General features: G+C 57.8%; 28 protein-coding genes. 16 read left to right on the top strand and 12 right to left on the bottom strand.

The genetic code is table 11. The annotated features are described in order from the left end of the window. Nucleotides 1–3: 3 nt before the first annotated feature. The 3 genes from ACR0J2_RS15675 to ACR0J2_RS15665 form a co-directional block, all read right to left on the bottom strand. Nucleotides 4–1,587 (bottom strand): ABC transporter substrate-binding protein, encoded by a 1,584-nt coding sequence (locus tag ACR0J2_RS15675; RefSeq protein WP_480713642.1) that lies wholly within the window; start codon nt 1,585–1,587, stop codon nt 4–6. Between the two features lie 134 nt (nt 1,588–1,721). Further along, nucleotides 1,722–2,324 carry an XRE family transcriptional regulator gene (locus ACR0J2_RS15670; RefSeq protein ID WP_170613969.1) on the bottom strand — a complete coding sequence of 201 codons (603 nt, stop codon included), beginning with the start codon at nt 2,322–2,324 and terminating at the stop codon, nt 1,722–1,724. A gap of 102 nt (nt 2,325–2,426) precedes the next feature. Then, nucleotides 2,427–3,176, bottom strand: coding sequence for a creatininase family protein (locus ACR0J2_RS15665; RefSeq protein WP_480441047.1), 750 nt, complete (start codon nt 3,174–3,176; stop codon nt 2,427–2,429). 57 nt (nt 3,177–3,233) lie between these two features. On the opposite strand from ACR0J2_RS15665, the gene ACR0J2_RS15660 reads away from it, so the two are divergent. After that, nucleotides 3,234–3,836 carry an XRE family transcriptional regulator gene (locus ACR0J2_RS15660; protein WP_170807986.1) on the top strand — a complete coding sequence of 201 codons (603 nt, stop codon included), beginning with the start codon at nt 3,234–3,236 and terminating at the stop codon, nt 3,834–3,836. A gap of 42 nt (nt 3,837–3,878) precedes the next feature. Here the strand turns inward: ACR0J2_RS15660 and ACR0J2_RS15655 are convergent, their stop codons facing one another. After that, complete coding sequence (locus ACR0J2_RS15655) at nt 3,879–4,649, bottom strand: transporter substrate-binding domain-containing protein (RefSeq protein ID WP_480813145.1); 771 nt, start codon at nt 4,647–4,649, stop codon at nt 3,879–3,881. 138 nt (nt 4,650–4,787) lie between these two features. Between ACR0J2_RS15655 and ACR0J2_RS15650 the strand changes: the two genes are divergently transcribed. The 3 genes from ACR0J2_RS15650 to ACR0J2_RS15640 are packed head-to-tail and all read left to right on the top strand — an operon-like array spanning nt 4,788 to nt 6,657. Further along, nucleotides 4,788–5,528, top strand: coding sequence for an amino acid ABC transporter ATP-binding protein (locus ACR0J2_RS15650; RefSeq protein ID WP_170613966.1), 741 nt, complete (start codon nt 4,788–4,790; stop codon nt 5,526–5,528). A 14-nt stretch (nt 5,529–5,542) separates the two neighbouring features. Next, complete coding sequence (locus ACR0J2_RS15645; protein WP_480524446.1) at nt 5,543–6,304, top strand: amino acid ABC transporter permease; 762 nt, start codon at nt 5,543–5,545, stop codon at nt 6,302–6,304. An 11-nt stretch (nt 6,305–6,315) separates the two neighbouring features. Continuing rightward, nucleotides 6,316–6,657, top strand: coding sequence for a carboxymuconolactone decarboxylase family protein (locus tag ACR0J2_RS15640; RefSeq protein ID WP_170678646.1), 342 nt, complete (start codon nt 6,316–6,318; stop codon nt 6,655–6,657). Here ACR0J2_RS15640 and ACR0J2_RS15635 read toward each other — a convergent pair. The 4 genes from ACR0J2_RS15635 to ACR0J2_RS15620 form a co-directional block, all read right to left on the bottom strand. Continuing rightward, a complete protein-coding gene (locus ACR0J2_RS15635) occupies nt 6,654–7,271 on the bottom strand; it encodes an RES family NAD+ phosphorylase (RefSeq protein ID WP_480813144.1) in 618 nt (205 codons plus the stop codon). The genes ACR0J2_RS15640 and ACR0J2_RS15635 overlap by 4 nt on opposite strands. A gap of 6 nt (nt 7,272–7,277) precedes the next feature. Beyond that, nucleotides 7,278–7,925 (bottom strand): hypothetical protein, encoded by a 648-nt coding sequence (locus ACR0J2_RS15630; protein WP_170613962.1) that lies wholly within the window; start codon nt 7,923–7,925, stop codon nt 7,278–7,280. A 206-nt stretch (nt 7,926–8,131) separates the two neighbouring features. Further along, nucleotides 8,132–9,169, bottom strand: a complete 1,038-nt coding sequence (locus ACR0J2_RS15625) for a sterol desaturase family protein (RefSeq protein ID WP_480813143.1) — start codon at nt 9,167–9,169, stop codon at nt 8,132–8,134. A 108-nt stretch (nt 9,170–9,277) separates the two neighbouring features. After that, complete coding sequence (locus tag ACR0J2_RS15620) at nt 9,278–10,243, bottom strand: NAD(P)-dependent oxidoreductase (protein WP_170613960.1); 966 nt, start codon at nt 10,241–10,243, stop codon at nt 9,278–9,280. A gap of 125 nt (nt 10,244–10,368) precedes the next feature. Here ACR0J2_RS15620 and ACR0J2_RS15615 point away from each other — a divergent pair, with 125 nt between their 5' ends. Continuing rightward, the gene (locus ACR0J2_RS15615) at nt 10,369–11,262 is read left to right on the top strand and encodes a LysR substrate-binding domain-containing protein (protein ID WP_480813142.1); all 894 of its coding nucleotides are present in this window, start codon (nt 10,369–10,371) and stop codon (nt 11,260–11,262) included. Nucleotides 11,263–11,568: 306 nt separating this feature from the next. Here the strand turns inward: ACR0J2_RS15615 and ACR0J2_RS15610 are convergent, their stop codons facing one another. The 3 genes from ACR0J2_RS15610 to ACR0J2_RS15600 all read right to left on the bottom strand — a co-directional run bounded on the left by ACR0J2_RS15610 (nt 11,569) and on the right by ACR0J2_RS15600 (nt 14,852). Continuing rightward, complete coding sequence (locus ACR0J2_RS15610) at nt 11,569–13,005, bottom strand: NAD-dependent succinate-semialdehyde dehydrogenase (protein ID WP_480813141.1); 1,437 nt, start codon at nt 13,003–13,005, stop codon at nt 11,569–11,571. A gap of 110 nt (nt 13,006–13,115) precedes the next feature. Then, the gene (locus tag ACR0J2_RS15605; protein WP_480813140.1) at nt 13,116–14,060 is read right to left on the bottom strand and encodes a LysR substrate-binding domain-containing protein; all 945 of its coding nucleotides are present in this window, start codon (nt 14,058–14,060) and stop codon (nt 13,116–13,118) included. A gap of 9 nt (nt 14,061–14,069) precedes the next feature. After that, entirely contained in the window at nt 14,070–14,852 is a 783-nt protein-coding gene (locus ACR0J2_RS15600; RefSeq protein ID WP_480813139.1) for an aspartate dehydrogenase, read from the bottom strand. Between the two features lie 162 nt (nt 14,853–15,014). On the opposite strand from ACR0J2_RS15600, the gene ACR0J2_RS15595 reads away from it, so the two are divergent. The 5 genes from ACR0J2_RS15595 to ACR0J2_RS15575 all read left to right on the top strand — a co-directional run bounded on the left by ACR0J2_RS15595 (nt 15,015) and on the right by ACR0J2_RS15575 (nt 19,542). Continuing rightward, on the top strand, nt 15,015–15,968 hold the full coding sequence (locus tag ACR0J2_RS15595) for a dihydrodipicolinate synthase family protein (protein WP_480813138.1): 954 nt from the start codon (nt 15,015–15,017) through the stop codon (nt 15,966–15,968). A 135-nt stretch (nt 15,969–16,103) separates the two neighbouring features. Further along, the gene (locus ACR0J2_RS15590) at nt 16,104–16,667 is read left to right on the top strand and encodes a 3-hydroxyanthranilate 3,4-dioxygenase (RefSeq protein WP_480813137.1); all 564 of its coding nucleotides are present in this window, start codon (nt 16,104–16,106) and stop codon (nt 16,665–16,667) included. Between the two features lie 30 nt (nt 16,668–16,697). Beyond that, nucleotides 16,698–17,684, top strand: a complete 987-nt coding sequence (locus ACR0J2_RS15585) for a TRAP transporter substrate-binding protein (RefSeq protein WP_170613953.1) — start codon at nt 16,698–16,700, stop codon at nt 17,682–17,684. A 62-nt stretch (nt 17,685–17,746) separates the two neighbouring features. Next, entirely contained in the window at nt 17,747–18,286 is a 540-nt protein-coding gene (locus ACR0J2_RS15580) for a TRAP transporter small permease (protein WP_480813136.1), read from the top strand. Continuing rightward, a complete protein-coding gene (locus ACR0J2_RS15575; RefSeq protein WP_480813135.1) occupies nt 18,283–19,542 on the top strand; it encodes a TRAP transporter large permease in 1,260 nt (419 codons plus the stop codon). Before ACR0J2_RS15580 ends, ACR0J2_RS15575 begins: the two co-directional genes overlap by 4 nt. Nucleotides 19,543–19,549: 7 nt before the next feature. On the opposite strand, the gene ACR0J2_RS15570 is transcribed toward ACR0J2_RS15575, so the two are convergent. Then, on the bottom strand, nt 19,550–20,152 hold the full coding sequence (locus tag ACR0J2_RS15570) for an XRE family transcriptional regulator (protein ID WP_170807972.1): 603 nt from the start codon (nt 20,150–20,152) through the stop codon (nt 19,550–19,552). Nucleotides 20,153–20,301: 149 nt separating this feature from the next. Here ACR0J2_RS15570 and glyA point away from each other — a divergent pair, with 149 nt between their 5' ends. The 6 genes from glyA to gcvT all read left to right on the top strand — a co-directional run bounded on the left by glyA (nt 20,302) and on the right by gcvT (nt 26,916). Next, entirely contained in the window at nt 20,302–21,555 is a 1,254-nt protein-coding gene (glyA, locus tag ACR0J2_RS15565) for a serine hydroxymethyltransferase (protein WP_480813134.1), read from the top strand. A gap of 10 nt (nt 21,556–21,565) precedes the next feature. Then, the gene (gene lpdA / locus ACR0J2_RS15560) at nt 21,566–22,948 is read left to right on the top strand and encodes a dihydrolipoyl dehydrogenase (protein ID WP_480813133.1); all 1,383 of its coding nucleotides are present in this window, start codon (nt 21,566–21,568) and stop codon (nt 22,946–22,948) included. Nucleotides 22,949–22,962: 14 nt separating this feature from the next. Next, nucleotides 22,963–23,907 (top strand): lipoyl synthase, encoded by a 945-nt coding sequence (gene lipA, locus ACR0J2_RS15555; RefSeq protein WP_480813132.1) that lies wholly within the window; start codon nt 22,963–22,965, stop codon nt 23,905–23,907. A 25-nt stretch (nt 23,908–23,932) separates the two neighbouring features. Next, entirely contained in the window at nt 23,933–25,306 is a 1,374-nt protein-coding gene (locus tag ACR0J2_RS15550) for an alanine/glycine:cation symporter family protein (RefSeq protein WP_480813131.1), read from the top strand. Nucleotides 25,307–25,382: 76 nt separating this feature from the next. Then, nucleotides 25,383–25,805, top strand: a complete 423-nt coding sequence (locus ACR0J2_RS15545; protein ID WP_170613945.1) for a universal stress protein — start codon at nt 25,383–25,385, stop codon at nt 25,803–25,805. A gap of 16 nt (nt 25,806–25,821) precedes the next feature. Then, nucleotides 25,822–26,916, top strand: coding sequence for a glycine cleavage system aminomethyltransferase GcvT (gene gcvT, locus ACR0J2_RS15540; RefSeq protein WP_480813130.1), 1,095 nt, complete (start codon nt 25,822–25,824; stop codon nt 26,914–26,916). The last annotated feature ends 73 nt before the right edge of the window (nt 26,917–26,989 follow it).

Here is a 26,989-nt window from a genome sequence, read left to right as displayed (position 1 = left end):
CTCTTAGCGGCTGACTGTGGCTTCATCGAAGATGTTATTGCCAAGCGGGGTCTGAACATAGCCCTCGACCGCCGTCCCCAGCGCGACAGCGAAAGGTGTTTCATACATGAACAGCAAGGGGGCTGCCTCGGCATAAAGTGCCTGCATGCGGTCGAACTTGGCCTTTCGAGAGTCCGGGTCCATGTCTTTGGCGGCCTCTTCGAACAGGGTGTTGAACTCTGCGTTCTCCCAACCGGTGCCGACAGCCTTGGCAGTCGGTGTGTAGCCCAGCCAGCCGACAACCTGGCTGGGATCGTTCACATCGTTGACCCAGCCATAGGTGTGAATGTCAAACTCACCCGAGCGGTTCTTGGCCCCGCGCGTGGCGCCGTCGACCTGTTCGACCACCAGATCAATTCCCAACTCGCCCCACATTTGCTGAAGCGCGGCGAAAATTGTTGCGTCATCGGCGGATCCGGCCAGCGTGGTCAGAGTCACCTGCGTGCCGTCCGCGACCCCGGCATCTGCGATCAACCCTTTGGCTTTTTCAAGATCATAGCTATAGAGCGGGCTCAGATCGGCCGCATATTGCGTTGCTTTGGCCATCAGCGGTGAGCTCATGGGTTGGCCCGCACCGTGCAGAACCACACCGATCAGAGCATCCTTGTTGGTGCCATAGTTCAGCGCCTGCCGCACGCGGGGGTCTGCCAGCGGGTTGGGGGAACCGTCGGCGCGTGTCTCACGGGTGTTGATCGGCGAATAGATGATCCGTGTTGACGGATACAGCTGCATGTTGATGTTCGGATCGGCCTCAAGCTCGGCCACGCGGCTGAACGGGATGAACTCGGCTGCATCAACCTCTCCCGCCTGGAGGCGTAGAATGCGGGTTGCATCATCGGGAACGATCTCGAAATGGACGCCGTCCAGATAGGGCAGGGCTTTGCCATCCGCGCCCATGCGCCAGTAATGCTCGTTGGCGCAGAAATCCATGCTGGCCCCTTGTTCAAAGCCGCACAAATAGAACGGGCCGGAGCCGACGCCTGCGCTTGTGGCCGCGAAAATGGCAGCGGATTTGTCCTGATCCGTTTCACCTGCGGCTGCGTCAAATGCGGCTTTCGAAACGATGGCCGTGTTGAATGTGGCCAACATCGACAACAGGGTGGGATCGGGGTCCTTCAAAGCGATGGTGATCGCGTTTCCATCCGCGGACACCGCGTCAATCGATCCCAGCAGACCGGCCCATGGGCTCAGGTCAGGGTTGCGGGCGCGATCCAGCGAAAAGACTACATCCGCGCCCGACATGGGCGAGCCGTCAGCGAACTGGATACCTTCTCGCAGGGTCAGGGATACGGTCTTGCCATCCTCTGACACTGCATAGTCTTCTGCAAGCCCGGGTTCTACCGAGTTGCCATCGGGGCTGCTGCGCAAAAGCGTGTCGAACAGGCTGCCAACCATCCAGATATCGGGGTTGCGGTCCGCGTAAATCGGATCGATCAGGCGCGATCCGTCATAGCGGGCAAAGTTCAATGTGCCCCCGCGCTCCTGCGCCAGAACGGGCAGCGCAAGCGTCGCGGCGACCGTGGCGCCCAATAGTGTCTTCAGCTTCATCTTCTTCTCCTCCCGCAAATCTTCTTGCTCCTGCGGAGGGACATTAAGCGATTCTTAGTTTTACTAAAGTTTTTTTTAGCAAAAGATGAAACTTTTTTAGACCGCGGCATTCCGGGACTGAGTTTTTCGCAGTCCTAACCGCTGTCTGGTGGCGCGGAATCCTTGATCGGAGAGGTTGTAACCCACAGTTCGACGGCCTCGGTTTCGCCCAGGACAACGGAATAGTGAGGCGTCGATGTGTCGTGATGAACCACGTCACCGGGTGACATGATAAAAACACGATCACCCAGATGGTATTCCAGTTGACCGGCTTGCAGATAGCAAAAGGCTTCACCGCTGTGGCACATACGTTCCGATATGTGCCCCGGCGGACGATGAACGATCTGCGGGTGGAACAGAGCGCCCAGAAATCCCGGCCCGAGTTTCTCGTAAAACCGCCCGCGCAAACCAAGGGAATAGGTCTGTCTGCTATCCTTGGCGACAAACTCGGAAAAGACCTGTGGAACGCTCAGCAGCTGTTCAATGGTTGTTTGCAAAGCCGCGGCAATTGCCATGAGAGAGGTTAAAGAGGGAGAGCTGAGCCCACGCTCGACCTGCGACAGAAAGCCTGTAGTCAGATCGGCTTTCTTGGCAACCTGATCCAGCGTCAGCCCCATCGCCTTTCGGCGTCGCCGGATCGCCTGACCCAATTCGGTCGGCTGCCCCTTGGTTTTTGCCCGCGTTGTCGGAGCTTGCATCCGGTCTCTCCTGCATTCCATTTGTTCTGACCATTGAACAGAAGAATGTGGGTAAGATCAAAATTTATTTTAGTGCAACTAAAAATCTGGCACCAAGTGTTGTCAACTTTGCTTCCTTGCCTTTTGAAAATCAAGAAACTCCCGTGAGATGGCTTGAGCCGCCATCTCCAACAGTCGGGCTCCGTCTGTAGGCGTGGCCAGCGCGGAATGGGATCCGACCCGCCCGTCCGGGAATTCTGCGCGGTGTTCATCGGGCGGCCCGTGACGGTCTCCGCTGTGATCACGCAGGTATTGAGGGGTCAGCTTTTGCGGCGGCTCATCGGCGCGTTCGTCGGATATGGCGCCCAACAAGGATTGCGTGATGGCAACTTCGGACGGGGTGGCGTGCATCCCTTCCCATTCTCCGTATAGCGTTCGCCGCAATGCGTTGACGGGTTCAGGCTCCCACCAGCTGCGGATGATCAAGGCGTTCGGGGGCAGGTCGGCGCTTATGGCCTGCAGCGGTGCAATGTTCGCACCATGGCCGTTAACGATGAAGACGCCAGAAAAGCCCTGCGCCAAAAGGCCTTCAATGATTTCCCTTGCGTAAAGGGTGAACACATCCGGGGTAACGGAAACCGTGCCGGGAAAGGCAGCGTTGAAGGGTGCGGGCGTGTAGGCCAGGGCGGGTGCCACGATCGCGTCACACAGATCAGCGGCGCGCAGTGCGACGGCCCCGGCACAGATCGTGTCGGTCCCGATCCGCCCGATCGGCCCGTGTTGTTCGGTCGAACCGATAGGAAGCATCACCGCGCAGCCACTGCCAAGGCGGTCGTCAACTTCGTACCAGGTCATGTGTTCCAGTTGCATCATGTGTCCTTACGGTTACGCGCGCTTTCCCTTTTTGTACCGGGGCGTTACGCTGCGTGCATGGAAGGTTCCGCACCCATCGAAGGGGAAAAGCCCCGGCTGGATCAGGTAATCGGCGCAGCGGTCAAAGCCCATAGGGTTCTGGCCGGCCTGACGATCGCTGAACTGTCGGCGCGCGCCAATGTCTCGCCAGCGATGATTTCCAAGATCGAGCGGGGACAGGTTTCCGCTTCGCTGAGTTCGCTTGAGGCGTTGGCGAAGGCCACGGGCGTTCCGCTGATCAATTTCTTCGCCGGAACTGCCGAAGTGACGGATGTATCCTTTGTGGCCGCCGGCGAGGGCATGACGGTTCAGCGTATGGGTAGCGATTTTGGGCATGCGTTCAAACTGATCGGACGTGCCGAAGCCAGCCACGTGAGCTTCGAAAGCTTCCTTGTCACGCTTGAAGGCCCCTTGCCGCCGGGTCCGCTGTATCAGCATGAAGGGGCAGAGTTCGTGCATGTAACCGAGGGCGAAATGATCTTTCGGTGCGGCGAAGGCTTGTATCACATGCGCCCCGGCGACAGTCTGAGTTATGATTCCAGTACGACCCATGGGGCGGTTGAGCTTAAGACGGACAAGGTCAGTTTTGTTTCGCTTCTGGCCAAAGCAGTGCCTGGCTAAACCGTCCGCTCCGGCTGGAGCGGACGGTTCTAAATATGGGGATCAAAGCCCCCATTTTTCCTTGTTGGCCTCAAAGAACCCCTGTGCCGTTTTCACTTTGATCCAGTTGTTCACGTAATTGATCCACACCTGATCGTCCTGTGGCAGCAGCATGGCGATGGGCGAAGGAGAACGCGCCTCGGCGCCCGCAACCGGGACAACCGGAAATTTGGCTTCCAGCGTCGCGCCTTCGATGTTTGACGTGATAAAGACGTCGGCACGTCCGGCCAGAACCTCCTGAAATCCGCGGGCAGGGGCCTCGACCACCTTGATATCCGCGTTCGGGAACCATTCGCGCGCGCGTTTTTCGAATGTGGTGCCAAGGGTTGTTGCAACCTTGACGTCAGGCTGGTTGATCGAGTCGTAGCCGTTGAAACGGTCGGCCTTGTCCTTGGTCGTGAACGGATAGAGTTCGACCGAAATGTAGCTTTCCGAGAAACCCGCAACCTTCATGCGCGGCGGCGAGATCGAAGCCGAACCGGTCATGTGGTATTTGCCCGAGACCACGCCGTTGACCAGCGTTTTCCAGTCGGTCGGAACAAACTCGACCTCGACCCCCAGGTCGTTGGCCAGCTCGGTCATGATGTCGATGTCATACCCTTTGTAGCTGTTGGTCGCAGGGTCGCGCAGGGTCATCGGGTTCCAGTCACCGGTTGTGCCAACCTTCAGGACACCGCCGTCAAGGATTTCGTTCAGCGCTGACTGGGCCTGTGCGGCCCCGGCAAGGGCCAGTCCGATGGCTGCCGCAGCGGCCGTCCTGAGTAGGTTTTTCATCTGAGTGCTCCCGTTGGTTGTTCGTTGATTGCCGTTGTATACTAGCATTTTTGATGCTTGATTTAACGTCAAGTGCAACGTTAACCTCAAGAAAAATATTTCTTCCCAGGAAAACTTCATACCAAGGGAGCCCGGCCAGTGAGCGAAACGGCAATCGAACTTGTGAATGTCAATAAATGGTACGGCGATTTCCATGTTTTGAAGGACATCAATCTCAGCATCAAGTCGGGCGAAAAGGTTGTGATCTGCGGCCCTTCGGGGTCCGGCAAATCGACCGTGGTGCGCTGTATCAACCGATTGGAAGAACACCAAAAAGGCACCATCCGTGTTGATGGAATTGAACTGACCAATGACCCCAAATCAGTGACGGCCATCCGGTCCGAGGTCGGAATGGTGTTTCAGCAGTTCAATCTATTCCCGCACCTGAGCGTTCTGGAAAACCTGACCCTTGGCCCGATCAAGTCACGAGGAATGTCGCGTGCCGACGCCGAGGCTCGGGCGAGGCACTATCTGGAACGGGTTCACATCCCGGATCAGGCCGAAAAACGCCCCGGCCAACTGTCCGGCGGACAGCAGCAGCGCGTTGCCATCGCGCGGTCGTTATGCATGGAGCCCCGGGTCCTGTTGTTTGACGAACCCACGTCGGCACTGGACCCCGAGATGATTTCCGAAGTGCTCGATGTGATGGTGGAACTTGCGCAAGAAGGTATGACCATGGTCGTGGTGACACATGAGATGGGCTTTGCCCGCAAAGTGGCAGACAACATGGTGTTCATGGATGCGGGGCAGATTGTCGAGCAGGGCAACCCCGAGGAGTTCTTTGGCGCCCCCCGATCCGAGCGCTGCCAGAAATTTCTCAGCCAGATACTGCAACATTGAGGGGGCCAAACGCGATGATAAGAAACCTTCTTCTTCTCCTGTCGTTTCTGGCGCTTGCAGCTTGTTCCAGTTCTTCCACATGGGGATGGTATGTCATCAATCCGATGACCGAAGCGGGCTGGATCAATGTCAAATTCCTAATTTCCGGCATGGGCGACACCATCTTGATTTCAGTGATCGCCGCTGTCATTTCGATTGTTCTGGGGCTGATCGTGGCATTGCCGGGGCTGGCCAAAAGCAGGGGCTGGCGTTTGGTGAACCGGGTCTATGTCGAACTGATCCGCTCGATCCCGCTGCTGCCCATGCTGTTCTGGGTCTTCTACGGCCTGCCGATCGTTTTTCGTGAAATGGGCCTGAACATACCGATTGATCCGTTTTGGGGCGCGATCATCACGCTTGCCTTGTCCGACAGCGCATTTACGGCCGAGATATACCGGGCCGGTATCCAGTCGATTGCCAAGGGACAGACCGAGGCGGCCCAGACCATCGGCCTGAACTATCTTCAAACCATGCGCTATGTGATCCTGCCTCAGGCGATCCGGCGCATTTTGCCGCCGCTGGCGAACCAGTTCATCTACATTGTCAAGATGAGCGCCTTTGCCAGCGTCATCGGCATGCAGGAACTGACGCGGCGCGCGAACGAGCTGGTGGTGACGGAATACCGCCCGCTTGAGATCTATTCGCTGCTGATCCTTGAATATCTGATCCTGGTTCTGATCATCAGCGCCGGAGTGCGCTGGCTGGAACGCCGCATGGGATCGGACGAACGCGGCTGAAGGAGGACGACATGGACTGGAATGACTTCATGGCCGGGATTGAGGCCGACATCGCAACATATTCGAAAGAAGTGCCCGAAACGGTCAAAGGCTTTGGCATCATGGGGAAGGCCGCCAAGTCTAACGGCGCGCTCAGCGAAAAAACCAAAGAGTTCATGGCGCTCGGTATCGCAATTGCGACGCGCTGTGACAGTTGTATCGGCTTTCACGTCCGTTCTTTGGTGCGCCTCGGTGCCAGCCGGGAAGAACTGTGCGAGGCGCTGGCCATGGCGACCTATATGGGCGGCGGCCCGTCTTATGCCTACAGCGCCAAGGCGCTCAAGGCGTTCGACACCTTTTCAAAACAAGCTTAACGGCTGATCGTGATGCCCGCGCGGCGCGCCGTTGTTCTCAGCTGATCCAGCAAGTCCGCGTCGCGCTGAACGTATCGTGTTTCTGTTACAGTCAGCGCGCCGGGTGTTACCCGATCTTCGAACAGCATCATCGCCAATGCGGAACTGTCACGCACGGATGACCAGATCATGCCATCTGCGGCGGGATTGTCTTTCCAGATCAAGGCGGCAAGCTCCCGGCAAGTGGGATAGTTGCTTTCATCGTAGGTAAGCAGGTCAGCTTCCGCGATGTCCCAGGCGGCGAGTTCCGGCGTAAACAAACGAACCAACCGAAGTTCCCGCCTGGTCGTTAACCGGCTTGCTGCATAGTCATCAAGACGGTTACGAGGGAATGTCTGATACTTGGCCGGACGTTCTCGGAACAGTGTTTCATAAGCCGCGCCATCAAATGTGGTAGCGGAGTAAAGAGTGGGAACTATTTTGCCCTCGAGATCCTGAAAGGGGGCGAAGCGGGACGTGCCGTAGCCGGGATTGAACTGATCACCATCCAGAACGTCTCGGTGCAGGCGAAAGACCTCTCGCCCGCTTTCCAGCGAAAAATAGGAATGCTGTCCGGCCGAATTCGGAAGTATCACGCGCCGTCAGCCTGCCGGCGTTTTAAACGCGCGTGCAGCGGCATCGGCAACCCGCGCGTCACCGGCCTGAACAAGATCAATGGGCCGGGCACCATCCAGCGCGTTTTGGGGCGCGACAAGCCAAAAGGCCGTTTGCCAGGGAGTCAAATCCTGCGGAAGCGCCGCAAGCACGTCCACCAAGGTCGCATAGGGCCGCCCATCAGCATTAAATTGGAACGCCGGATACAGGTCCTTGCCCTGCAGTTTGACCGAAAAGATCTTTCCGGCCTTTTTCCAGTCGTTCGCCGTGGCTGACTTGTTTCTCGATGTGCTGCCAGACATGGCATGGATCTGAGCGCTTGTAAGGACCTCAAAATCGCTCAGGAACTCAGCGCGCAGCCGGGCGTTGTCTTCGTCAATCTTTGCCTCGACCTGATCGAACGCGTCCGTGTCGAGATAGGCATCGATCATCGCGTCAATACGCTCCTGAGCGCGCTCCAGCTTTCGTCTGGCAACCGAGGATGCGATGAGATGAAATGTCCTGGGCGACATGTCCCGAACACCGCTGATAAGGATCAGGGATTTGTCCTTTTGAGCAAGCCGAACCGCTTCCTGCGCGGAAAGATCGCGTTCGGTATCTTCTGCGACATCATAAAGATGAAGAATCCTGGACATCACAAGTTTCCTTATATCTCATATATGACAATATAGATAAGAAATATCAGAAAACAAGTAATGCGAAGCCGTTGTCATTGGCCAAAGCGAGTACCTAAACGATACATATTCCAAATATTAACATAATCATGATTATGCGATTTGCGCAGACGAACGCCATTCATAGTTGTAGTTTCAAAAAAAACATCGCGAAAACCAGACGTTTGTCACTTCCCTGACGTATGCATTTCGCGTTTCCGGTTTCGCGTGCGTATGGTCGCCTCTTCCGAGCCGTCGTGATATGTGCCGAACCACTTGTCCCAGGGCATTTCCGCGTTGCCGTAGTTGCATTCGTAGTATCGATGATGCAACTGATGAAAAAAGGCGCCGATCAGAAGTGCCTTGCGGTCGTGGGCCCAGATTGCTTCGTATCCCGAATGGGATGACGCGGCGCCCAGCATCAGCCAATATCCCAGAAAGATCATGTGAACCGGATGACTTGGCAATACCAGAACGATCAGGATCGCGCTGAGGTAGCCGAACGCCTCGACCGGGTGCATTGACATGCCCGACCAGGGTCCGGTGTTTACGTTGCGGTGATGAACGGCGTGAACATGTCTGTAAATGAACGGTTGATGCAGAAAAAGATGCACCATGTAGAAATGAAAACTCTGCCATATGGCGAGTATCGGGAACAGTAGAATAAACCAGACCGGATGAGCGTCAAAGCTAAGCGTGGCGACGTAACCATTGGCATACATCCAGCGCAAAAAGCACTCGAGCGCCGACAGGATCGTGGCACCGTAGACCAGCGAATAGTACATATTGTCCCAGGTCTGATAGCCGAACTTATAAAGCGCATTCTTGCGCTTCATGTAGGGTCTTGGGTCGTATTTCAGCAGCTTGCCCTGCCCGTCAATTCCGTAGAACCAGAAATGCAGCCCACCTGCGACAATGATCAGCAGAGCCCAGTTTCGGATGAAAACCCATGACATCCACCCGAACGCGAATTGCGTTTGTTCGGGGCCAACGGGTTGCATCCAGAACGCCACGACAAACGACAGTGCCAAATAGATCGAACGATCGGAAACCTGCAGGTAATTATGCCAAAGCCACTTAGCCAGAACACGAGGTTTCGGCGGCCAATGCCAATATGGCGCGTGGTTCACCGGCAATTCAGGGTGCCAGTGCCACTCGCGGCTCATCGGACCAGGCTCGGGGCGATGGGCGGCATTTGCCGTTGGGTTGGTGTCCGCTGTCGTCATGTCCAATCCCCTACTCGCGATTTAGCAGCACCAGTTTGCCGGACAGAATGGCACTGGCGGCCTCAGCTATGATATGCCTGAGCCGGTTCAATGCCCGACGCCTTAAGGTCATTCAGCGGCTTTCAGCGCCTTGCCCTGCGGGATCACCTCATAGCCGGGCTCTTCGGGTTCATCGTCTTCCATCTCGGGCGGGAAGCCGGGTGCAAGGATCTCCAGGCCTGTGACCTCTTCCAGGCGCCTGATTATGTTGGGCGACAACTCACGTTCGCCAAAACGTTCGATCCCGTCCTCGAAAATCTGAACCAGCATGGGCGAGATTTCCAACGGGACGTTGTGGCGGTCGGCAACCTGCTGGAACAGGCTCACGTCCTTTTTGACCAGATCCATGGTGAACGAGATGTCGCGTGATCCGTTCAGGATGACCTGACTCTCGGTCTCATGAACAAACGATGTGCCGGAACTGATCTTGATCGCTTCATAGGTGGTATTCAGGTCCATACCTGCGGCTTTGGCCGTGACCAGAGCCTCGCAGCAGGTCACCAGATTGGCTGTGGCCAGATAGTTCGTCAAAACTTTCAGGACCGAAGCCGACCCCAACTCACCGGTATGCAAAATACGGCGGCCCATGGTCTTGAGGAACGGCGCGATACGCTCGAACGTTGCGCGATCACATCCCGCAAAGATCGAGATATTTCCTGTCGCCGCGCGGTGGCATCCGCCTGAGACCGGGCAATCCACTGCCGCCCCGCCCCGCTCCATCACCATGGCCCCCAGGCGTTTGACTTCAGCCTCATCCGTGGTGGACATCTCCATCCAGATTTTGCCGTCGGTCACTTCAGGCAACATCTGCTGCATGACGGCGTCCGACGCAGCAGGCGACGGCAGGCAGGTGATGACCGCATCACAATCCCGCATCAGTTGCGCCGGTCCTTCCGCCTTTTTCGCACCACGGGCCACGAAGGCATCAACCAGTTCTTCATTCAGATCATGGACTGTCAGGTCCATACCATTGCGCAGCAGCGAACCCGAAAGCTTGCCGCCGACATTACCCAGACCAATAAATCCAACTTTCATGAGCGCGTTCCCCAGGGTGTCCGGTCTGATCAGGCCGGTGAAATTTCCGTTTGCGCGCCGATTTAGCGACGTTGAAGCGAAAAAGTAAAACGAATAAAAAGAGCAATAATCACAAACTTTCCTTGGTGCTGAACGTGTCCAATTCCCCAAATCTTGTCTGGCTCAGATCGTTTGAATGCGCAGCGCGGCATATGAGCTTTACGGCCGCAGCTAAGGAACTGGGCATAACGCAAACGGCGCTCAGTCTGCATGTCCGCTCGCTAGAGGCGCAGTTGGGGTGCAAGCTTTTCTTTCGCGCGGCCAGAAACCTGAGCCTGACAGAGGTCGGACAGGCCTACGCCTATTCCGTGCGGCGCGCGCTAAGCGATATTACGGTATCGACCGCCAGCCTTTTCGGGTCCGGAAGCGCGCAGGTTCTAACCGTGCGGGCTCCGATCTCGACAGCGACGCTCTGGCTGGCACATAGGCTGCCGAAATTCACCCGCAGCCAGCCCGATGTATCCATTCGGCTGGTCTCGAACATTTGGGCGGATTCGGCTGGTCGCGAAAACGTGGATGTCGAGTTGCGCGTGGGGGTTGGTGACTGGCCTGATGCGCGAACCCGAAAAATCTCGACCGAGCGTATCGTACCTGTCGCGGCGGATTCGGCGTCGGGGCAAAGCATTCCGGTTGCCGAACTCCGCAAGCAACCGCTTGTGCAGATTCTGGGATTTCAGGACATGGGGCAGAAGTATTTCGAAGCATTGGGCATAGCGTATTCTGAACCCTTGTCCCCCTACTCCGTCGATACAACCGTCGCCGCGATGGGCGTCGTTGCGGCGGGCGGAGGGTACGCAATGGTGCTGGAAAGGTTCGCGCAAACCGCGATCGAGTCCGGGCAGGCCATCGCGATTGTCGGCGATGCGGTCCCAATCAACCAATCCCACTTTCTTGTTGAGACAAGCGGAACAGGCGCAAACGAGCCTGTTAAGCAACTGTTCGAAACCTGGCTTGAACAGGAGTTTTCAGAGCCTCAATAGGCATGACCCTAACCAGATCAGATGTGAAAAAACTGGCTTTCAATCGCTACGGCAAGATCCGTTTTCAAGTGGGAGGTCGGATCTGAATTGCCACGAGGGGGAAAAGCAACTGCATGCCGCAGCGATTGAGTGTGAGCGGCGTCAATGCCAGTGGCTATGTGAAGTGACGTTTGATTGAGGCCAAAATATGGCCCTTTCTACTAATTCTTTAATTTGTAAAAAATTATAACAATGACAGTGCTTTAAGCGATTTCACCATTTACTGTCAGAACGATATTTCGGGGCCGGATTTTGCCCCGCTAATGATCAAACGATCTGGGTGCTGTGAGAGATATTCTTGACAATCATATAGTTTTCCAAACCCTCCGTCCCGCCTTCCCGGCCGTATCCACTGGATTTGACCCCGCCAAAAGGTGTTTCCGGCAATGATGCTTCCAGCGTGTTGAAGGATAGGTTTCCGGCTTCGACTTCATCGATCATCCGGTCAATATAGTCGGCTCTGTTTGAAAACCCGTAAGCGGCAAGACCAAACGGGGTCGCATTCGCCTTGGCTATGGCTTCGTCCAGTGAAGCGACCGGATTGATCACGGCCAGCGGGCCAAATGGCTCTTCCTGCATCACGCGGGCGTCGTCAGGCACATTCGTCAAAACGGTCGGCGCAAAGAAATAGCCTTTGGCTCCGATCCGACCGCCCCCGGTGCAGATCGTTGCACCGGCATCACGGGCATCTTCTACAAGTTCGCTCAGCGCGGGAACGCGGCGGTCGTTTGCCAGCGGCCCCATTTCGATACCCTCTTCCACTCCGTTCCCTACGACAGTGCCAGCGGCCCGTTCAATGAACGTGTCCAGGAATGGCTTGTAGATGCTTTCGTGCACAAAAAACCGGGTTGGCGAGGTGCAGACCTGCCCTGCATTCCTGTATTTTCGGACCGCTCCGCTAATTGCGGCTTTTTCAACGTCTGTATCTTCACATACGATGACTGGTGCATGCCCGCCCAGCTCCATCAGGACGCGCGTCATGTTCTCCGAGGCGAGCGTCGTCAGGTGGCGCCCGACCGCTGTTGACCCGGTAAAGGCGACAAGCCGTACAGGATCCTGCCGGATAAGATGGCTTGATATCTCCGCAGGTTCACCAAAGACAAGGTTCAGGACACCCGGTGGCAAGCCGGCGTCGTGGAAGGCGCGCGCGATATGCATGGCACCTGCCGGAGTTTCCTCAGCCGCTTTCAGGATGATCGAACACCCCGATGCCAGCGCGCCTGCAATCTTGCGTGCCGGCTGGCTCATCGGGAAATTCCAGGGCGACAGGCCAAGAACCACCCCGATGGGTTGGTGATGCACAACATATCGAACACCGGGCGCCGAGGGGATGACGCGGCCATAGGTACGCATGGCCTCGCCCGCGTCCCATTCGAAAAACTCGCAGCCGCGGATCACCTCAAGCCGGGCCTGTGCCAGCGGCTTTCCATGCTCGGCAGTGATTGAGCGGGCAATCTCCTCCTGGCGGTCGCGCATCAGCGCCGCAGCCTTGATCATGATGTCCGCACGGTCGCGTGGGGCCGTGCGACGCCAAACGCGAAACCCCGCTTCGGCCGCAACCAGCGCGTCATCCAGATCGGACCTGCCCGCTTTGGGAAGCCTGCCGATTTCCTCTTCCGTCGCAGGGTTCAACACGGGAATGTCGTCTGCTGCCTTGCGCCACTCACCGCCGATATAGAGTTTCAGGTCCGGATAAGTGCTCATGGCGCCCTCGCAGGTTGCAATTCAGCTTCAGGGTCTCATTTCCGCTGGCATCACCTCAACTGAATTGAAGAAATACTGATATCCGATTGCGTGATATCTGCAGGGATGGTTCAGATGTCACCTGCTGCCGCGCGCAGGGCATCCAGAAATGTGCTGCTTGCCGGGGACAGGCTGCTTTCCCCTCTGTGAGACACGCCAACAGGGCCCGCACCAAATGGGACAGCCCAATCCAGGCAGGCCAGCAGACCACGGTCGATATCCAACGAGGCGACATGGGCCGGCATCAGCCCGACGAAATCGTGAGATCGCAACAGGGACCTGTTGGCAAGATAGGAAACTGATTCAATTGAAACACCCGGCTGGTACTGATCCTGTCGCACGAAGTACTGGTCGGTCTGGCGGCGCAGAGTGGTTTCGACCGGCGGAAGTATCCAGCCAAAGCGTCTGAGTTCTTCGAAAGTGATATTCGGCCTGCCGATCAAAGGATGCTGCGTTCCCGTCACGGCCAATACTCGTTCATCAAAGAACTTTTCCTGCGTGATCCGTGCCCGGTGGCGATGACTTGGCAGACGACCGACAACCATGTCGATCTCGCCCGACAAAAGCGCAGGCATCAGCACTTCGTTTGTCCCCTCGACAATTTTGACCGCGACTTTCGGGCGGTCTTTCAGCAGCCGTTCGACAGCGCGTGGCAGCAAGGTTGGTGACGCCGCCAGCAGGGTTCCCACCACAACCCGGCCGCTGTTGCCTTCGTTCAGATCATCCAATTCCTGAGCAGCATTTGAGACCTGCGCGAAGATCAGCTTGCCATGGCGGATCAGTGCTTCACCAAACACCGTGGGCACAACGCCGCGATTGGTCCGCTCGAAAAGCTTGACCTCGAAATCCAGCTCCAGGTCCTGAATCATCTTGGTGGCGGCAGGCTGCGAAATGCCCAGATCGCGCGCGGCATTCTGGATGCTGCCGTGCTGGCCGACCGCAACCAGCAGACGCAACTGGCGCAGCTTCAACCGCGTCAGCGCGCGCTCAACGATACGGGTATGATGTGCGACCATGAAGGCCCCTCAGATACTGATCGCTGCGGGCTGTCTTTCGATGGCGGCAATCGCGCTCATGGCAGCCAGAGCCGAACTGCGCGGGTTGTCCGGCAGCGCCTTTCCTTCGATCCTGAATGTGAAGGTGCCAAAACTGCCGCGCGCCTCGATTTCGTGGATATTGGCATTAACAGCCGGATCGGCGATCAGTTCAACCCTTGTCTCGTCAAATCCTAGTCCCGCCAACGCTATGGCCGCTGCCACGTTGGCGTTCTTTGGATAGGCCACGGCTGCTTGCCGGGCAGTTCCGGAAAAATGTATCGCCGCTGAATTCAGCTGATCCAGCTTCAATTGTTCTTCTGCAGCTGAACCACGCCATCCTGCCGGGGGCTTGCTGCCGCGATAGATGACCTCGGTCAGCCCCCCTACCCTTGCGGCGGATAGGCAATCCAGTGCGCCGATTGCCCCGCTGGCAAGGCGCAAATGCGAATGACCGTTACGCGCCGCCAATGCCAGCGCCTGTTCAAGATCAGGGTCAGCCAATGCGCCGACTGACAGTGTTACCAGGTCGATGCCCCGTTCCAGAATGGCGGCTCCGTGTGCTTTCAGGCCCGCATGGCCCGCGCAATCGACCATCAGATCGATCCCGCCGGGCAGGTCTGAGACGCAGGTAACACGGGATGGACCGGCCTCCTTTCCGTCAAGTCGCCGTCCGGGTGAAACCAATATGGCATCAGGCCCTTCGCCTTTTTCAAGCAAGTGCTGTGCCACGTAACGCCCGATAGCGCCTTCGCCGATAATGCCGATTTTCATAGAGCCTCCAGATGCAGCCTTAACCTATCCGAAACTGCAGGCTCTCTGTTATCGAAATATTTAATATCCAGATCCGCCCTATGCGCTTGGCTTTGTGCGTTTGACGGAACCAGAGTGTTTGCACGCTAGCGATCTAACATCTGACCTTCGGACTTCCTGCCCATGAAATATGCCAAACACGACGCCAAAGCCTATTCGCGCGAAACCATGCGGGGGATTTGGGCAGCCGCGTTGAACCCGTTCAACGAAGACCTCAGCCTGAACGAGGCCGGATTGCGCCGGAACATTCGGCACTGGATCGACGATCTGCAAATTCAGGGCCTGTTCATCGCAGGCAAACAGGGTGAGTTCTGGTCGATGTCGCTGGACGAACGCAAACGCAACATGACCATCGCCGCCGAGGAATGCGGGGACAAGGCCGGGACGATCATGTCGATCTCGGATCAGAACGTGGACACCGTGCTGGAGCTTGGACGGCATGCTCAGGACTGCGGTGCGGATTATGTGGTGGTCCACGCCCCGATGCTCAGCTTTTGTCACGACCGCGACGAGGTTTTGTACAATTACTACGAGTATATCTGCGACCGCCTGGATATCGGCATCGCCATGTGGAGCCATCCCGACAGCGGGTATCTGATGCAGCCCGAAACTTGTGCGCGTATTGCGGAGCTGCCCAACATCATGGCCATCAAATACTCGGTCCCCCGGGACATGTATGCAAAACTGACGCGGATGGTGGGTGACAAGATCCTGGTGTCCACGTCTCTGGAAGACGACTGGCTGGACAATATCGAGGAGCTGGGCTGGCAGCTTTACCTGTGTTCCTCGCCGCCCTACCAAATCCAGACGGCGAACGACTTGCGTATGCACGAATACACCGAACTGGCTTTTGCCGGAAAGCTCGACCAGGCCCGGCGCGTGCGCGACAGTCTCGATCCGGTCCGTGCTGCGATCAAACGCACCAAGCCCGGTGGCAAGCCGACAGCCCACGGAAAATACTGGCAGGAACTGCTTGGACAGGTCGGAGGGCGCGTACGCCATCCCATGCTGGAACTGACCGAGGCCGAAAAAGCCGCCGCAAGCGCCGCGTTCGAGGATTGCGGCCTTCAGCTTTGATCAATCTGATATCAGGTTAATGGATACCGACATTCCCAGAAACAAATATTTCTTTCATACGGCTTGTCCTAGGCTTTTTGACGGCACGATATAGTGTTGCTGTGCCCCAAGCACCGGTCAGGCAGGAGAAAGCACATGGGACAACACCCGACGCTGAAACCCTTCAATTTCCAGAAATGGGTGGAAGACAACGCTGACAAACTGCGCCCTCCGGTTGGCAATCAGTTGCTGCACAAGGAAGGCGACATGATTGTCATGGTTGTTGGCGGCCCCAATACACGTGTCGATTTTCACGATGATCCGGTCGAAGAATGGTTCTTTCAGCAAAAGGGCGACATGATGCTGAAGATCGCCGACGGCGGCAAAATCTACGATGTGCCGGTGCGTGAAGGCGAGGTTTTCCTGTTGCCGCCTCATGTGCGTCACGCGCCGCAGCGCCCACAGGAAGGATCGATCGGCATCGTGGTCGAAGCCCAACGTCAGCCGGGGATGAAAGAAGGGTTCGAATGGTTTTGCTTTAACTGCGAAGGCCTTGTGCATCGCGAAGAAGTTGCGCTTGATGGCCCCGAAGGGATCGTCACCGCACTGCCAAAGATTTACGATGCTTTCCATAACAGTACCGAAGCTCGAACTTGTCCGAACTGCGGAACGCTGCATCCCGGAAAGGGTAAGCCGCCTGCGGACTGGGTCCAGCTCTGAGCCGAACCGGAACAAAACAGGGAGAATACAATGAACTACCTTCACAAAGCCCTTTGCGGCGCGACTGCTGCGGTTGTGGCTTCCTTTTCCGCAACGATTGCGCTGGCGGATGAGTTCCGCCTGGGTCTGATCACGCCACCGCCGCATATCTGGACGAAGGCGGCCGAGGCATTTGGCGCAGACTTGTCGGAAGCCAGCGGTGGCGCGCATAGCGTGACAGTTTTTCCGGCGCGTCAGTTGGGCAACGAAGCCGAGATGCTGCAGCAGCTGCAAACAGGTGCTTTGGACATGGCGTTCATGACAGTGGCCGAAGTGTCCAACCGCGCCAAGGATTTCGGCGCGTTCTATGCCCCGTATCTGGCCAGCGATATCGGTCATGCCGGTCGTATCCTGCGCAGCGACGGCGCGCGTAGCATGCTGGATCAACTTCCTGCCGAGGTCGGTGTCGTCGGCACCGGGTACGGCATGGCCGGCCTGCGCCAGATCGTTGCCCGGGGCGACGTGAACTCGGCAGAGGACCTGGCCGGTCTCAAACTGCGGATCACTCCGTTCGAGCCTATTCTCGACTTCTACAACGCCGTTGGTGCGGCCCCGACCCCGATGCCCCTGCCCGCCGTTTACGATGCGCTGGCCAACGGTCAGGTCGATGCCATCGACATGGACGCAGAACTGATCTGGGTTCTGAAATATTACGAACATGCCGACACCGTCGTGCAGTCGGACCACATGATGTTCCCGATGGTTGGTCTTGTGTCGGCCAAGGTCTGGGCCGGTCTGTCCGAAGAAGACCGCACCATGATCGGTGAACTGATGGCCCGTCACGTGGACAGTACCATCGACACCTATGTTGCCAAGGAACAGGAATGGCTGGATCAGGTGAAAGGCACCGGCAAAACCTATGTTCAGGTAGACAGCTCATTCTTTGGTGATGCCATTGATCAATGGAACCAGACCTGGGCCGGGAAATCAGGTGCGCTGGATCAATTGCGACAGGTTGCTGCGGAAACCGCCAACTAATACGGTACTCATGCAATTGGGGCGCAGGTGATTTGCGCCCCTTGTTTTGAGGAGTGAGCGCAATGATCCGGCGGATTTCTGCAGCATGGGCGCGTGCTGAACTGTGGCTCGCGTCTTTTCTGGCCGCCGCGATATCGGTTCTGATCCTGCTGAACGTCGTGACACGCAGCCTGGGGTCCGCTCTGTTCTGGGTGGATGAACTGGCGATCTATGCCATGGCCTGGATGACCTTTCTCGGCGCATCCGCGGCGCTGCACTATGGTCACGCGGTGGCCGTCACGATCCTGACAGACTCCCTGCCCCCTTTGCTGCGTGATCTGACGGCACGGCTTGTTGACCTGATCGTTCTGATCTTTGCCCTGTTCATGATCTGGTTCTGTTGGCGCTGGTATTCACCGCTGGAACTGGCGCGGCATGGGTTTGACACCAAGCAGTTTCAGGGTGCGACCTTCAACTTCATCTACGCGGAACCGACAACAACGCTGGGCGTTCCGAAATACCTGGTCTGGATGGTCATGTGGCTGTTTGCGCTGGGGGCAACGCTGCACAGCATTTCAAATCTGACCGGCCCCCGTGTCCCTCAACCCGAGGGCAATGCATGACGCCTCTGATTTTTGCCTTCAAGCTGCTGATCGCGGTTCCAGTTGCGCTGGTCCTGTCGCTGACCGCGATCTGGTACATCTGGGAAAGCGGCAACACCGTTTTGTATGACAGCTTTGCCCAGAAGATGTTCTCGGGCCTCGAGAACTATGGGCTTCTGGCCATCCCCCTTTTCATGCTGACCGGCGAGATGATGAACGAAGGTGGCATGACCCGACGGCTTATCGATGCCGCCCGGGTCTTTGTCGGCGGCTTTCGCGGCGGGCTGGCCTATATCAACCTGCTGGCCAACATGTTCATGGCCGCCATCATCGGATCGGCCACGGCGCAGATTGCCGTCATGGCGCGGGCCATGACGCCTGAGATGGAGCAGGAAGGCTATGACAAGGGCTTTGCCGCTGCCACCACAGCCGCTGGGGGATTGCTGGCACCGGTCATTCCACCATCCATGATGTTCGTGATCTTTGGCGTTCTGGCGCAGATCCCCATCGGTGACATGTTTCTTGCCGGCATCCTGCCCGGACTGTTGCTGTCGATCTCGTTTGCCGTGGTGATCGCCCTGATCGGTTTCGCGCAGGGATTTCCCAAAGGCGCCTGGTTTACGCGGCAGGAATCGATTTCGGCCCTGCTTGCCTGTTTACCGGCGGTATTGATCCCCATGGCCATTATCGGGGGTGTTCTTTTCGGTATCGCCACGCCCACGGAATCCGCCGCCATTGCGTCGCTGATCGCGTTCCTGATTGGCTGGCTGATCTACGGAGAGCTTAAGCCCAAGGCGCTGCCCCAGATGTTCCGGCGCACGGCAATCAACGCGTCTATGATCATCTTCATGATTTCGGCCGCAAGTGTTTTCGGCTGGGTGATCATCTATGAGGCACTGCCGCAGAAGCTGGCGGTCCTGATCACCTCCATTACAGATGATCCATTCCTGTTCCTGCTGATCGTCAACCTGATCCTGCTGGGGGTCGGAATGTTGATCGATGGCATCGCGGCCGTCATTCTGATCACCCCCATCCTGCTGCCCATCGCAATGAACGACTACGACATCAGCCCCTATCAGTTCGGCGTCGTCATGTGCCTGAACCTAGTTCTGGGCCTGCTGACGCCACCGGTGGGTGTCGGGCTTTACATCGCATCTTCCATGAGCGGGGTCTCACCGGGTCGCATTTTGCGATCGCTCTGGCCCTTCTTGCTGGCTGTTGCAGCAATCCTGGTTCTGCTTAGCCGTTTCCCATGGTTTTCAACCGCCCTGGTCTAAAGCGGGACTATTCCAGTGACACCCACAGAACCTGCGCGTCTTCCTCGCTGGTGGATACGCATCCATGGCCCATGCTGCTGTCATAATAAAGCGAGTCCCCCGCCTTCATCGGCAGCGGGCGATAATGCTCCGAAACAAAGATCAACTCGCCCTTCAGGACATACATGAACTCTTCCCCGGAATGCCGGATCCAGTTGTCGAATTCGGATATGTCACGCGCCTTGATTGTCGCTACATAGGGTAGCATGCGCTTGCTGGTCAGTTCCGGGCACAGCAACTCGTGCATGTAGGTGGCGGTATGCCTGATCTCGCCCGTCCCTTTTGGGGTGAAGTCACGCCGCCCGGCGACCCCCGTCTGACCGGATTGCAGGAACAGCTGCGGCGGGTTCATATCCAGCGCCTGAGTCAACCGGCGAACAATATCGAAACTGGGTCGGGTCTGGTTGTTTTCAATCTTTGAAAGCGTCGAGCGACCAATGCCGGCGGCCCTGCCGGCCTCTTCCAACGTCCAGCCCTTTTCACGGCGTGCATCCCGGATCGAGCGACCCAGAGCAGCTCCATCGTCCTGGTCCTGAAGTCCCGCGCCATCAGGCTGTAAATCGTCTGACATATTGAATCCCCCCACTTTAAGCAAGGATACATAGTTCCCGATTAGCCCTCAACATAACAAATCGGAAAAAAATGTTGCCTCAAGCATCCGTTCTCCACTATAGGAAACAAAATCCCCTGTTAAGGATTCGGATTTCGGAGGAGGAAATCATGTTCAGAACGTCTCTTGCAGCATCCGACCCGGTTATTGCGGCGTCGATTTCGCGTGAAGCTTCCCGTCAGGCTGAACAAATTGAGCTTATCGCGTCCGAGAACATTGTCTCGCAGGCCGTAATCGAAGCGCAGGGTTCAGTACTGACCAACAAATATGCCGAAGGCTATCCCGGTCGTCGCTACTATGGCGGATGCGAATATGTGGATGAGGTCGAGATTGAAGCCATCGAACGGCTGAAGTCGATTTTCGGCTGCGGATTTGCCAATGTGCAGCCGCATTCCGGCGCGCAGGCCAATGGTGCCGTCAAGCTGGCGTTGCTGAGCCCGGGCGACACGATCCTGGGCATGTCGCTGGATGCTGGTGGCCACCTTACTCACGGCGCGAAACCTGCGCAGTCGGGCAAATGGTTTCGCCCGGTTCAGTACGGTCTGACCGACGCGGGTCTGATTGACTACGATCAGGTCGCCGAATTGGCGCGCGCAGAGAAACCCAAGCTGATCATCGCGGGCGCGTCGGCCTATTCGCGCAAGATCGACTTTGCCCGGTTCCGTGAAATCGCCGACGAAGTCGGGGCGTGGCTGTTGGCCGACATGGCCCATATCGCGGGTCTGGTCGCGACAGGTCTGCACCCTTCGCCTGTCGGACACGCGCATGTCGTGACGTCGACAACCCATAAAACGCTGCGCGGTCCGCGCGGCGGCATCATCCTGACCAATGATGAAGCGCTGGCGAAGAAGATCAATTCCGCTGTGTTCCCCGGCCTTCAGGGTGGCCCGCTGATGCACGTCATCGCAGGCAAAGCAGTCGCGTTTGGCGAAGCTCAGAAGCCGGAATTCAAGGAATACATGCAACGCGTCGTCGACAGCGCCGAGGCATTGTCCAATGTGATGATGTCGCGCGGCTGTGACATCGTTTCGGGTGGCACGGACAACCATCTGATGTTGGTCGATCTTCGACCCATCGGGGTGAAGGGCAACGCGGCCGAGGCGGCGCTGGAGCGCGCCGGGTTCACCTGCAACAAGAACAGCGTACCCGGAGACTCGGAAAAGCCGACGGTCACAAGCGGAGTCCGCCTGGGCACCGCCGCCGGATGCAGCCGTGGCTTCGGTCCCGAAGAGTTTAAGAAGATCGGCCATCTGATCGGCGACGTTCTGGATGCGCTTGCACAGTCGCCGGATGGGGATGAGACCGTCGAGAAGGCTACCCGCGAACAAGTCCGCGCCCTGTGCGCGAGCTACCCGATCTACTGAGAGCAAGCCCATGAATACCTACGATCTAATCGTTGTCGGTGGCGGACCCGGCGGCTATGTCGCCGCGATCCGCGCAGCTCAGCTGGGTCTGAAAGTGGCCTGCGTGGAAGGACGCGGGGCACTGGGCGGAACCTGTCTGAATGTGGGGTGCATTCCCTCCAAAGCCTTGCTGACCTCCTCGGCCAAATATGCCGAACTCTCCCATCTCTCCTCCCATGGCATTGCAGTCGAGGGGGCCAGCATCGACGTTGGCGCGATGATGGAGCGCAAGGACAAGATCGTAGGTGATCTGACCAAGGGCATCGCGTTTCTGTTCAAGAAGAACGGTGTCGATCTGATCGAAGGCTGGGCCAGCATCCCTGCCGCAGGTCAGGTCAAGGTCGGCGACGCGGTTCATAAAGCCAAAAACATCCTGATCGCCACCGGGTCCGAGCCGACCTCGCTGCCGGGTATCAAAATTGATGAGCAGGATATCCTGAGTTCGACCGGTGCGATCGCGCTGGAGAGCGTACCCGAGCATCTGGTCGTAATCGGTGCGGGTGTAATCGGTCTGGAACTGGGGCAGGTCTGGGCGCGCCTGGGCGCCAAGGTCACTGTTGTCGAATATCTGGACCGCGTGCTGCCGGGCATTGACGGCGAGATCGCCAAGCTGGCGCAGCGGGCCTTGTCCAAGCGCGGGCTGAAGTTCCAACTGGGTCGCGCCCTGAAGTCGGTTGATAAAACCGGTTCAGGCCTGACCCTGACCATGGACCGCGTCGGCAAGGACAAGGAAGAAGTGATGGAAGCCGACAAGGTTCTGATCGCCGTCGGTCGCCGTCCCGTTACCCGGGGTCTCGGGCTGGAAGAACTGGGTGTTGCTTTGAACCAGCGTGGTTTTGTCGAAGTCGACAGCACATTCCAGACATCGGTACCCGGCATCTACGCCATCGGTGACTGCGTGCCCGGCCCGATGCTGGCGCACAAGGCAGAGGAAGACGGTGTTGCCTGCGTCGAGATGCTGGCCGGGTTGGCCGGGCATGTGGATTACAACACGGTACCCGGCGTGGTTTACACCGACCCCGAGGTTGCGTCCGTTGGTCTGACCGAAGAAGCGCTGAAAGAGACCGGATCGGAGTATTCGGTCGGAAAATTTGCCTTCATGGCCAATTCCCGTGCCCGATCGACCGGAGAAACAGACGGCGCGGTCAAGGTTCTGGCCGACGCTGATGGCAAGATACTGGGGGGCCATATCTGCGGGGCGCATGGCGGTGACCTGATCGCCGAACTGGTGCTGGCCATGACCAAAGGCGCAACCGTCGCCGAGGTCGCCGCAACCTGCCACGCGCACCCGGCGATGGGCGAGGCTGTCAAGGAAGCCTGCCTTGACGCCATGGGCCGCGCAATCCACGCCTGAACCGGAGCAGCCAGATGACCATCCAGCTTCGCCCACGCCACCCGGAAAAGGCCAAAAAGGCCGACAGTGTCATACCGCGCAAACCGAAGTGGATACGTAAGAAAAAGATCGAAGGATCCGAGTATTACGAAACCCGCCGCCTGATGCGCGAGCACGATCTGGCGACCGTGTGCGAAGAAGCCGCCTGCCCCAACATCGGGGAGTGCTGGTCCAAACGCCACGCAACCATGATGATCATGGGCGAGGTCTGCACCCGCGGCTGTTCCTTCTGTAACGTGGCGACGGGCCGTCCTGACGCTCTGGATGCGTTCGAACCTGGCCGGGTCGCGGCGGCGGTCAAAAAGCTGGGTCTGCGCCATGTGGTGATCACTTCCGTGGATCGCGACGATCTGGAAGACGGTGGGGCCAAGCATATCGCGCAAACGATCCGCGCCGTGCGTCACCAGAACCCCGGAACAACAATCGAGGTTCTGACGCCTGATTTCCTGGGCAAGGGCAAAGCCGCAGATGTCGTCTTCGAAGCGGCGCCGGATGTGTTTAACCATAATCTGGAAACCGTGCCGCATTTGTACCCGACTGTGCGGCCGGGTGCCCGTTATTATGCCTCTTTGCGGCTTCTGGACGATGCCAAACGGGCCAACCCGAAAATCTTCACAAAATCGGGACTTATGGTAGGGTTGGGCGAAACGCTTAACGATGTGCGTCAGGTGATGGACGATCTGCGCGCTGCCAATGTCGATTTTCTAACCGTCGGACAATATCTGCAACCGACCCCGAAACACCATCCGATTGACCGGTTTTGGTCACCGGAAGAGTTTGAAAAGCTAGAACAAATTGCCCGCTCCAAGGGCTTTCTGCACGTGTCGGCAACACCGCTGACCCGGTCGTCGTTCCACGCGGACGAAGATTTCGCTGCTCTTAAGCAGGCCCGCCAGCGGGCTGTCGCCAACGGAGCATAAACCTGACGCAAATGGGAGGGAAACCATGGAAGCGTTAAATTCAATCGTAGGAGCCATAAACGGCGTCGTGTGGGGGCCGCTGATGCTGGTTCTCATCCTTGGCGTCGGCTTCTTCCTGCAGGTCGGGCTGAAATTCATGCCGATTCTGCGCATTGGCACGGGCTTCAGCCTGCTGTTCAAAGGCCGTGAGGGTCAGGGCGAAGGGCAGATCAGCCCGTTCAACGCGCTGATGACTTCGCTGTCGGCGACCATCGGTACCGGCAACATCGCCGGTGTGGCCACTGCTGTCTTCCTGGGCGGTCCGGGCGCCTTGTTCTGGATGTGGATGACCGCCCTGGTGGGCATGGCCACCAAATATGCCGAAGCCGTCTGCGCCGTGAAATATCGCGAGCAGGACGAACTGGGCAACTTCGTCGGCGGCCCGATGTACTACATCAAAAACGGTCTCAGCGCGAACTGGCACTGGCTGGGCTGGGCGTTTGCCCTGTTCGGCGCAATTGCCGCTTTCGGCATCGGTAACGGTGTGCAGGCCAACGGTGTGGCGCAGGTTCTGGAAGCGAACTTCGGCTTCAACACTTCGGTTACCGGCGTGGTCCTGATGGTTCTGACCGCAGCCGTGATCCTGGGTGGTATTACCCGCATTGGTGCGGTTGCCGGTAAACTGGTTCCGTTCATGGCGATTGCCTACATCGTCGCGGGCCTGCTGGTTCTGCTGATCAACATCGGCAACATCGGTCACGCCCTGTCGCTGGTCTTTACCTACGCCTTCACCCCGTCGGCCGCCGAAGGTGGTTTCGCCGGTGCAGCCGTCTGGGCCGCCATCCGGTTTGGTGTGGCGCGCGGTGTCTTCTCGAACGAAGCCGGTTTGGGTTCGGCTCCGATCGCACACGCCGCAGCCGAGACCAAAGGTCCGGTCAACCAGGGCCTGATCGCGATGTTGGGTACGTTCATCGACACTATCATCGTCTGCTCGATCACCGGTCTGGCGATCATCTCGTCGGGTGCATGGACATCGGGTGAATCCGGTGCGGCACTGACCTCGGCAGCGTTCGAACTGTCCCTGCCGGGTATTGGTGGGTATCTGATCGCCATCGCTCTGTCGATCTTTGCATTCACCACCATCCTGGGCTGGTCCTTCTACGGTGAGAAATGCGTCGAGTTCCTGCTGGGCGTCAAATCGCTGATCCCCTACCGCGTCTTGTGGATTGTCATGATCTACTTCGGCGCAACAGCAGATCTGGGCTTCATCTGGCTGCTGGCGGACACGCTGAACGCCATGATGGCCATTCCGAACCTGATCGCCCTGGCCCTGCTGAGCCCGATCGTCTTCAAACTGACGAAAGAGTTCTTCGCCTCGGGCGGCCAATCGGAAGAACCCGGCAACACTCCTGCCGAGTAATTCGAACAGAAAAAACGGGGGGCCGTCCCGGCCCTCCACCTTCGAAACAGAATTCCCTATCTCGAGGAGAGACGTGATGGCCACGAAAATCCTGCTGCCAATTGATCACACCGACGACCACTCATGGAAGCTGGCTTTGCCGGTCGCGTTGGAACAGGCAAAATTCTACGGTGCCGAGCTGCACGCGATCGCTGTCATCCCCGAGATCATCCAGCTGCCGAACCTGCCAGCCAACTATGGCGCGGGCGCAAAAGACCACGTGCGGGGCAAGGTTCAGGCCATTCTGGATCACGGCAATGCCTCTGACGTGCCCGTGCATGTCGAGGAAGGCAGCGTCTACCGCGAAATACTGAAGCTCGCCCACAAGGAGGGCTTCGATCTGATCGTCATGGCGTCGACCAAAGGCGATTTCCCGAATTATGAAATCGGTCCGAACCTGGCTCGTGTCGTGCGCAATGCGCATTGCACCGTTATGGTCGTTCGCGACCAGTCCCGCTGATTGAAAGGTTGAGAAGATGACCGAACCGAAGCGTACGCCGCTATACGACCTGCATGTCGAACTGGGCGGAAAGATGGTGGATTTTGCCGGATGGGAAATGCCCGTTCAGTATCCGCTGGGTATCATGGGTGAACATGTTCAGTGCCGAGAAAAAGCCGCGCTGTTCGACGTCAGCCACATGGGTCAGGTGATCCTGCGTGGCGAGAACGTGGGCGAGAAGCTGGAAGCCATCTGCCCTCAGGCCTATGCCACTCTGAAGCCCGGCAAGGCACGTTACGGGTTTTTCACCAACGCGGAAGGCGGGATCATGGACGACCTGATCGTGTCCAACGCGGGTGACTATTTCTTTGTCGTGGTCAACGCAGCCCTGCGCCATCAGGACATCCCGCACATGAAAGAGCATCTGGAAGGGGTCGAAGTCACCGAGATTTTCGACCGTGCTCTGGTCGCTGTTCAGGGCCCGAAGGCCGAGGACGTGGTGGGCGCGCTTTGCCCTGCGGCGCGCGATTTGAAGTTCATGGAAACCACAATGGCCCCGATCAACGGCGTCGAATGCCGTATCTCGCGTCTGGGCTATACCGGCGAGGACGGTTACGAAATCTCGATCCCCGAGGACAAGGCCATCGAGATCAGCAAGGCGTTTCTGGCGCACGAAGACTGCGAAGCGGCCGGTCTGGGCGCGCGCGACAGTCTGCGGCTCGAAGCCGGTCTGTGCCTCTATGGGAACGACATCGATCAGACCACCTCGCCGATCGAGGCTTCGCTGGTCTGGGCCATTCAAAAGCGCCGCAAGGAAGAAGGCGGATTCCCTGGCGCTGAGCGTGTTCAACGGGAACTGGCAGAGGGCGCCGCGCGCAAACTGGTCGGCATTCTGCCCTCCGGTCGTGCCCCCGCGCGTCAGGGCGTCGAGATCCAATGTGCCGAAGGAAATACCATCGGGCAGATCACTTCGGGCGGCTTTGGTCCGACCATCGGCGGCCCGGTCGCGATGGGCTATGTGTCCGCAGGCCACGGCGAGCCGGGCGAGAAGGTGAACCTGATCATTCGGGGCAAGGCGCAACCGGCCGAGATCGTGGCCACGCCTTTCGTCAAACAAAACTACAAGCGTTGAAGTCAGGAGAGAACAGGAATGTCGACGTATTATTCTGAAGAGCACGAGTGGCTGCGAGTTGAAGGAGAAGTTG

It is taken from the genome of Ruegeria sp. CG4, from assembly GCF_056537185.1.
This window is presented reverse-complemented; position numbering and strand designations above follow the sequence as displayed.

Coding starts and splice junctions, on each gene's coding strand:
- ACR0J2_RS15625 (WP_480813143.1), bottom strand. CDS start 9,169: ATGACGACAGCGGACACCAACCCAACGGCAAATGCCGCCCATCGCCCC.
- ACR0J2_RS15595 (WP_480813138.1), top strand. CDS start 15,015: ATGAAATATGCCAAACACGACGCCAAAGCCTATTCGCGCGAAACCATG.
- ACR0J2_RS15605 (WP_480813140.1), bottom strand. CDS start 14,060: ATGGTCGCACATCATACCCGTATCGTTGAGCGCGCGCTGACGCGGTTG.
- ACR0J2_RS15630 (WP_170613962.1), bottom strand. CDS start 7,925: ATGTCCAGGATTCTTCATCTTTATGATGTCGCAGAAGATACCGAACGC.
- ACR0J2_RS15660 (WP_170807986.1), top strand. CDS start 3,234: ATGGAAGGTTCCGCACCCATCGAAGGGGAAAAGCCCCGGCTGGATCAG.
- ACR0J2_RS15570 (WP_170807972.1), bottom strand. CDS start 20,152: ATGTCAGACGATTTACAGCCTGATGGCGCGGGACTTCAGGACCAGGAC.
- lpdA (WP_480813133.1), top strand. CDS start 21,566: ATGAATACCTACGATCTAATCGTTGTCGGTGGCGGACCCGGCGGCTAT.
- ACR0J2_RS15545 (WP_170613945.1), top strand. CDS start 25,383: ATGGCCACGAAAATCCTGCTGCCAATTGATCACACCGACGACCACTCA.
- ACR0J2_RS15600 (WP_480813139.1), bottom strand. CDS start 14,852: ATGAAAATCGGCATTATCGGCGAAGGCGCTATCGGGCGTTACGTGGCA.
- ACR0J2_RS15610 (WP_480813141.1), bottom strand. CDS start 13,005: ATGAGCACTTATCCGGACCTGAAACTCTATATCGGCGGTGAGTGGCGC.
- ACR0J2_RS15620 (WP_170613960.1), bottom strand. CDS start 10,243: ATGAAAGTTGGATTTATTGGTCTGGGTAATGTCGGCGGCAAGCTTTCG.
- ACR0J2_RS15585 (WP_170613953.1), top strand. CDS start 16,698: ATGAACTACCTTCACAAAGCCCTTTGCGGCGCGACTGCTGCGGTTGTG.
- gcvT (WP_480813130.1), top strand. CDS start 25,822: ATGACCGAACCGAAGCGTACGCCGCTATACGACCTGCATGTCGAACTG.
- ACR0J2_RS15670 (WP_170613969.1), bottom strand. CDS start 2,324: ATGCAAGCTCCGACAACGCGGGCAAAAACCAAGGGGCAGCCGACCGAA.
- ACR0J2_RS15550 (WP_480813131.1), top strand. CDS start 23,933: ATGGAAGCGTTAAATTCAATCGTAGGAGCCATAAACGGCGTCGTGTGG.
- ACR0J2_RS15640 (WP_170678646.1), top strand. CDS start 6,316: ATGGACTGGAATGACTTCATGGCCGGGATTGAGGCCGACATCGCAACA.
- ACR0J2_RS15580 (WP_480813136.1), top strand. CDS start 17,747: ATGATCCGGCGGATTTCTGCAGCATGGGCGCGTGCTGAACTGTGGCTC.
- ACR0J2_RS15590 (WP_480813137.1), top strand. CDS start 16,104: ATGGGACAACACCCGACGCTGAAACCCTTCAATTTCCAGAAATGGGTG.
- glyA (WP_480813134.1), top strand. CDS start 20,302: ATGTTCAGAACGTCTCTTGCAGCATCCGACCCGGTTATTGCGGCGTCG.
- ACR0J2_RS15665 (WP_480441047.1), bottom strand. CDS start 3,176: ATGATGCAACTGGAACACATGACCTGGTACGAAGTTGACGACCGCCTT.
- ACR0J2_RS15645 (WP_480524446.1), top strand. CDS start 5,543: ATGATAAGAAACCTTCTTCTTCTCCTGTCGTTTCTGGCGCTTGCAGCT.
- ACR0J2_RS15575 (WP_480813135.1), top strand. CDS start 18,283: ATGACGCCTCTGATTTTTGCCTTCAAGCTGCTGATCGCGGTTCCAGTT.
- ACR0J2_RS15655 (WP_480813145.1), bottom strand. CDS start 4,649: ATGAAAAACCTACTCAGGACGGCCGCTGCGGCAGCCATCGGACTGGCC.
- lipA (WP_480813132.1), top strand. CDS start 22,963: ATGACCATCCAGCTTCGCCCACGCCACCCGGAAAAGGCCAAAAAGGCC.
- ACR0J2_RS15675 (WP_480713642.1), bottom strand. CDS start 1,587: ATGAAGCTGAAGACACTATTGGGCGCCACGGTCGCCGCGACGCTTGCG.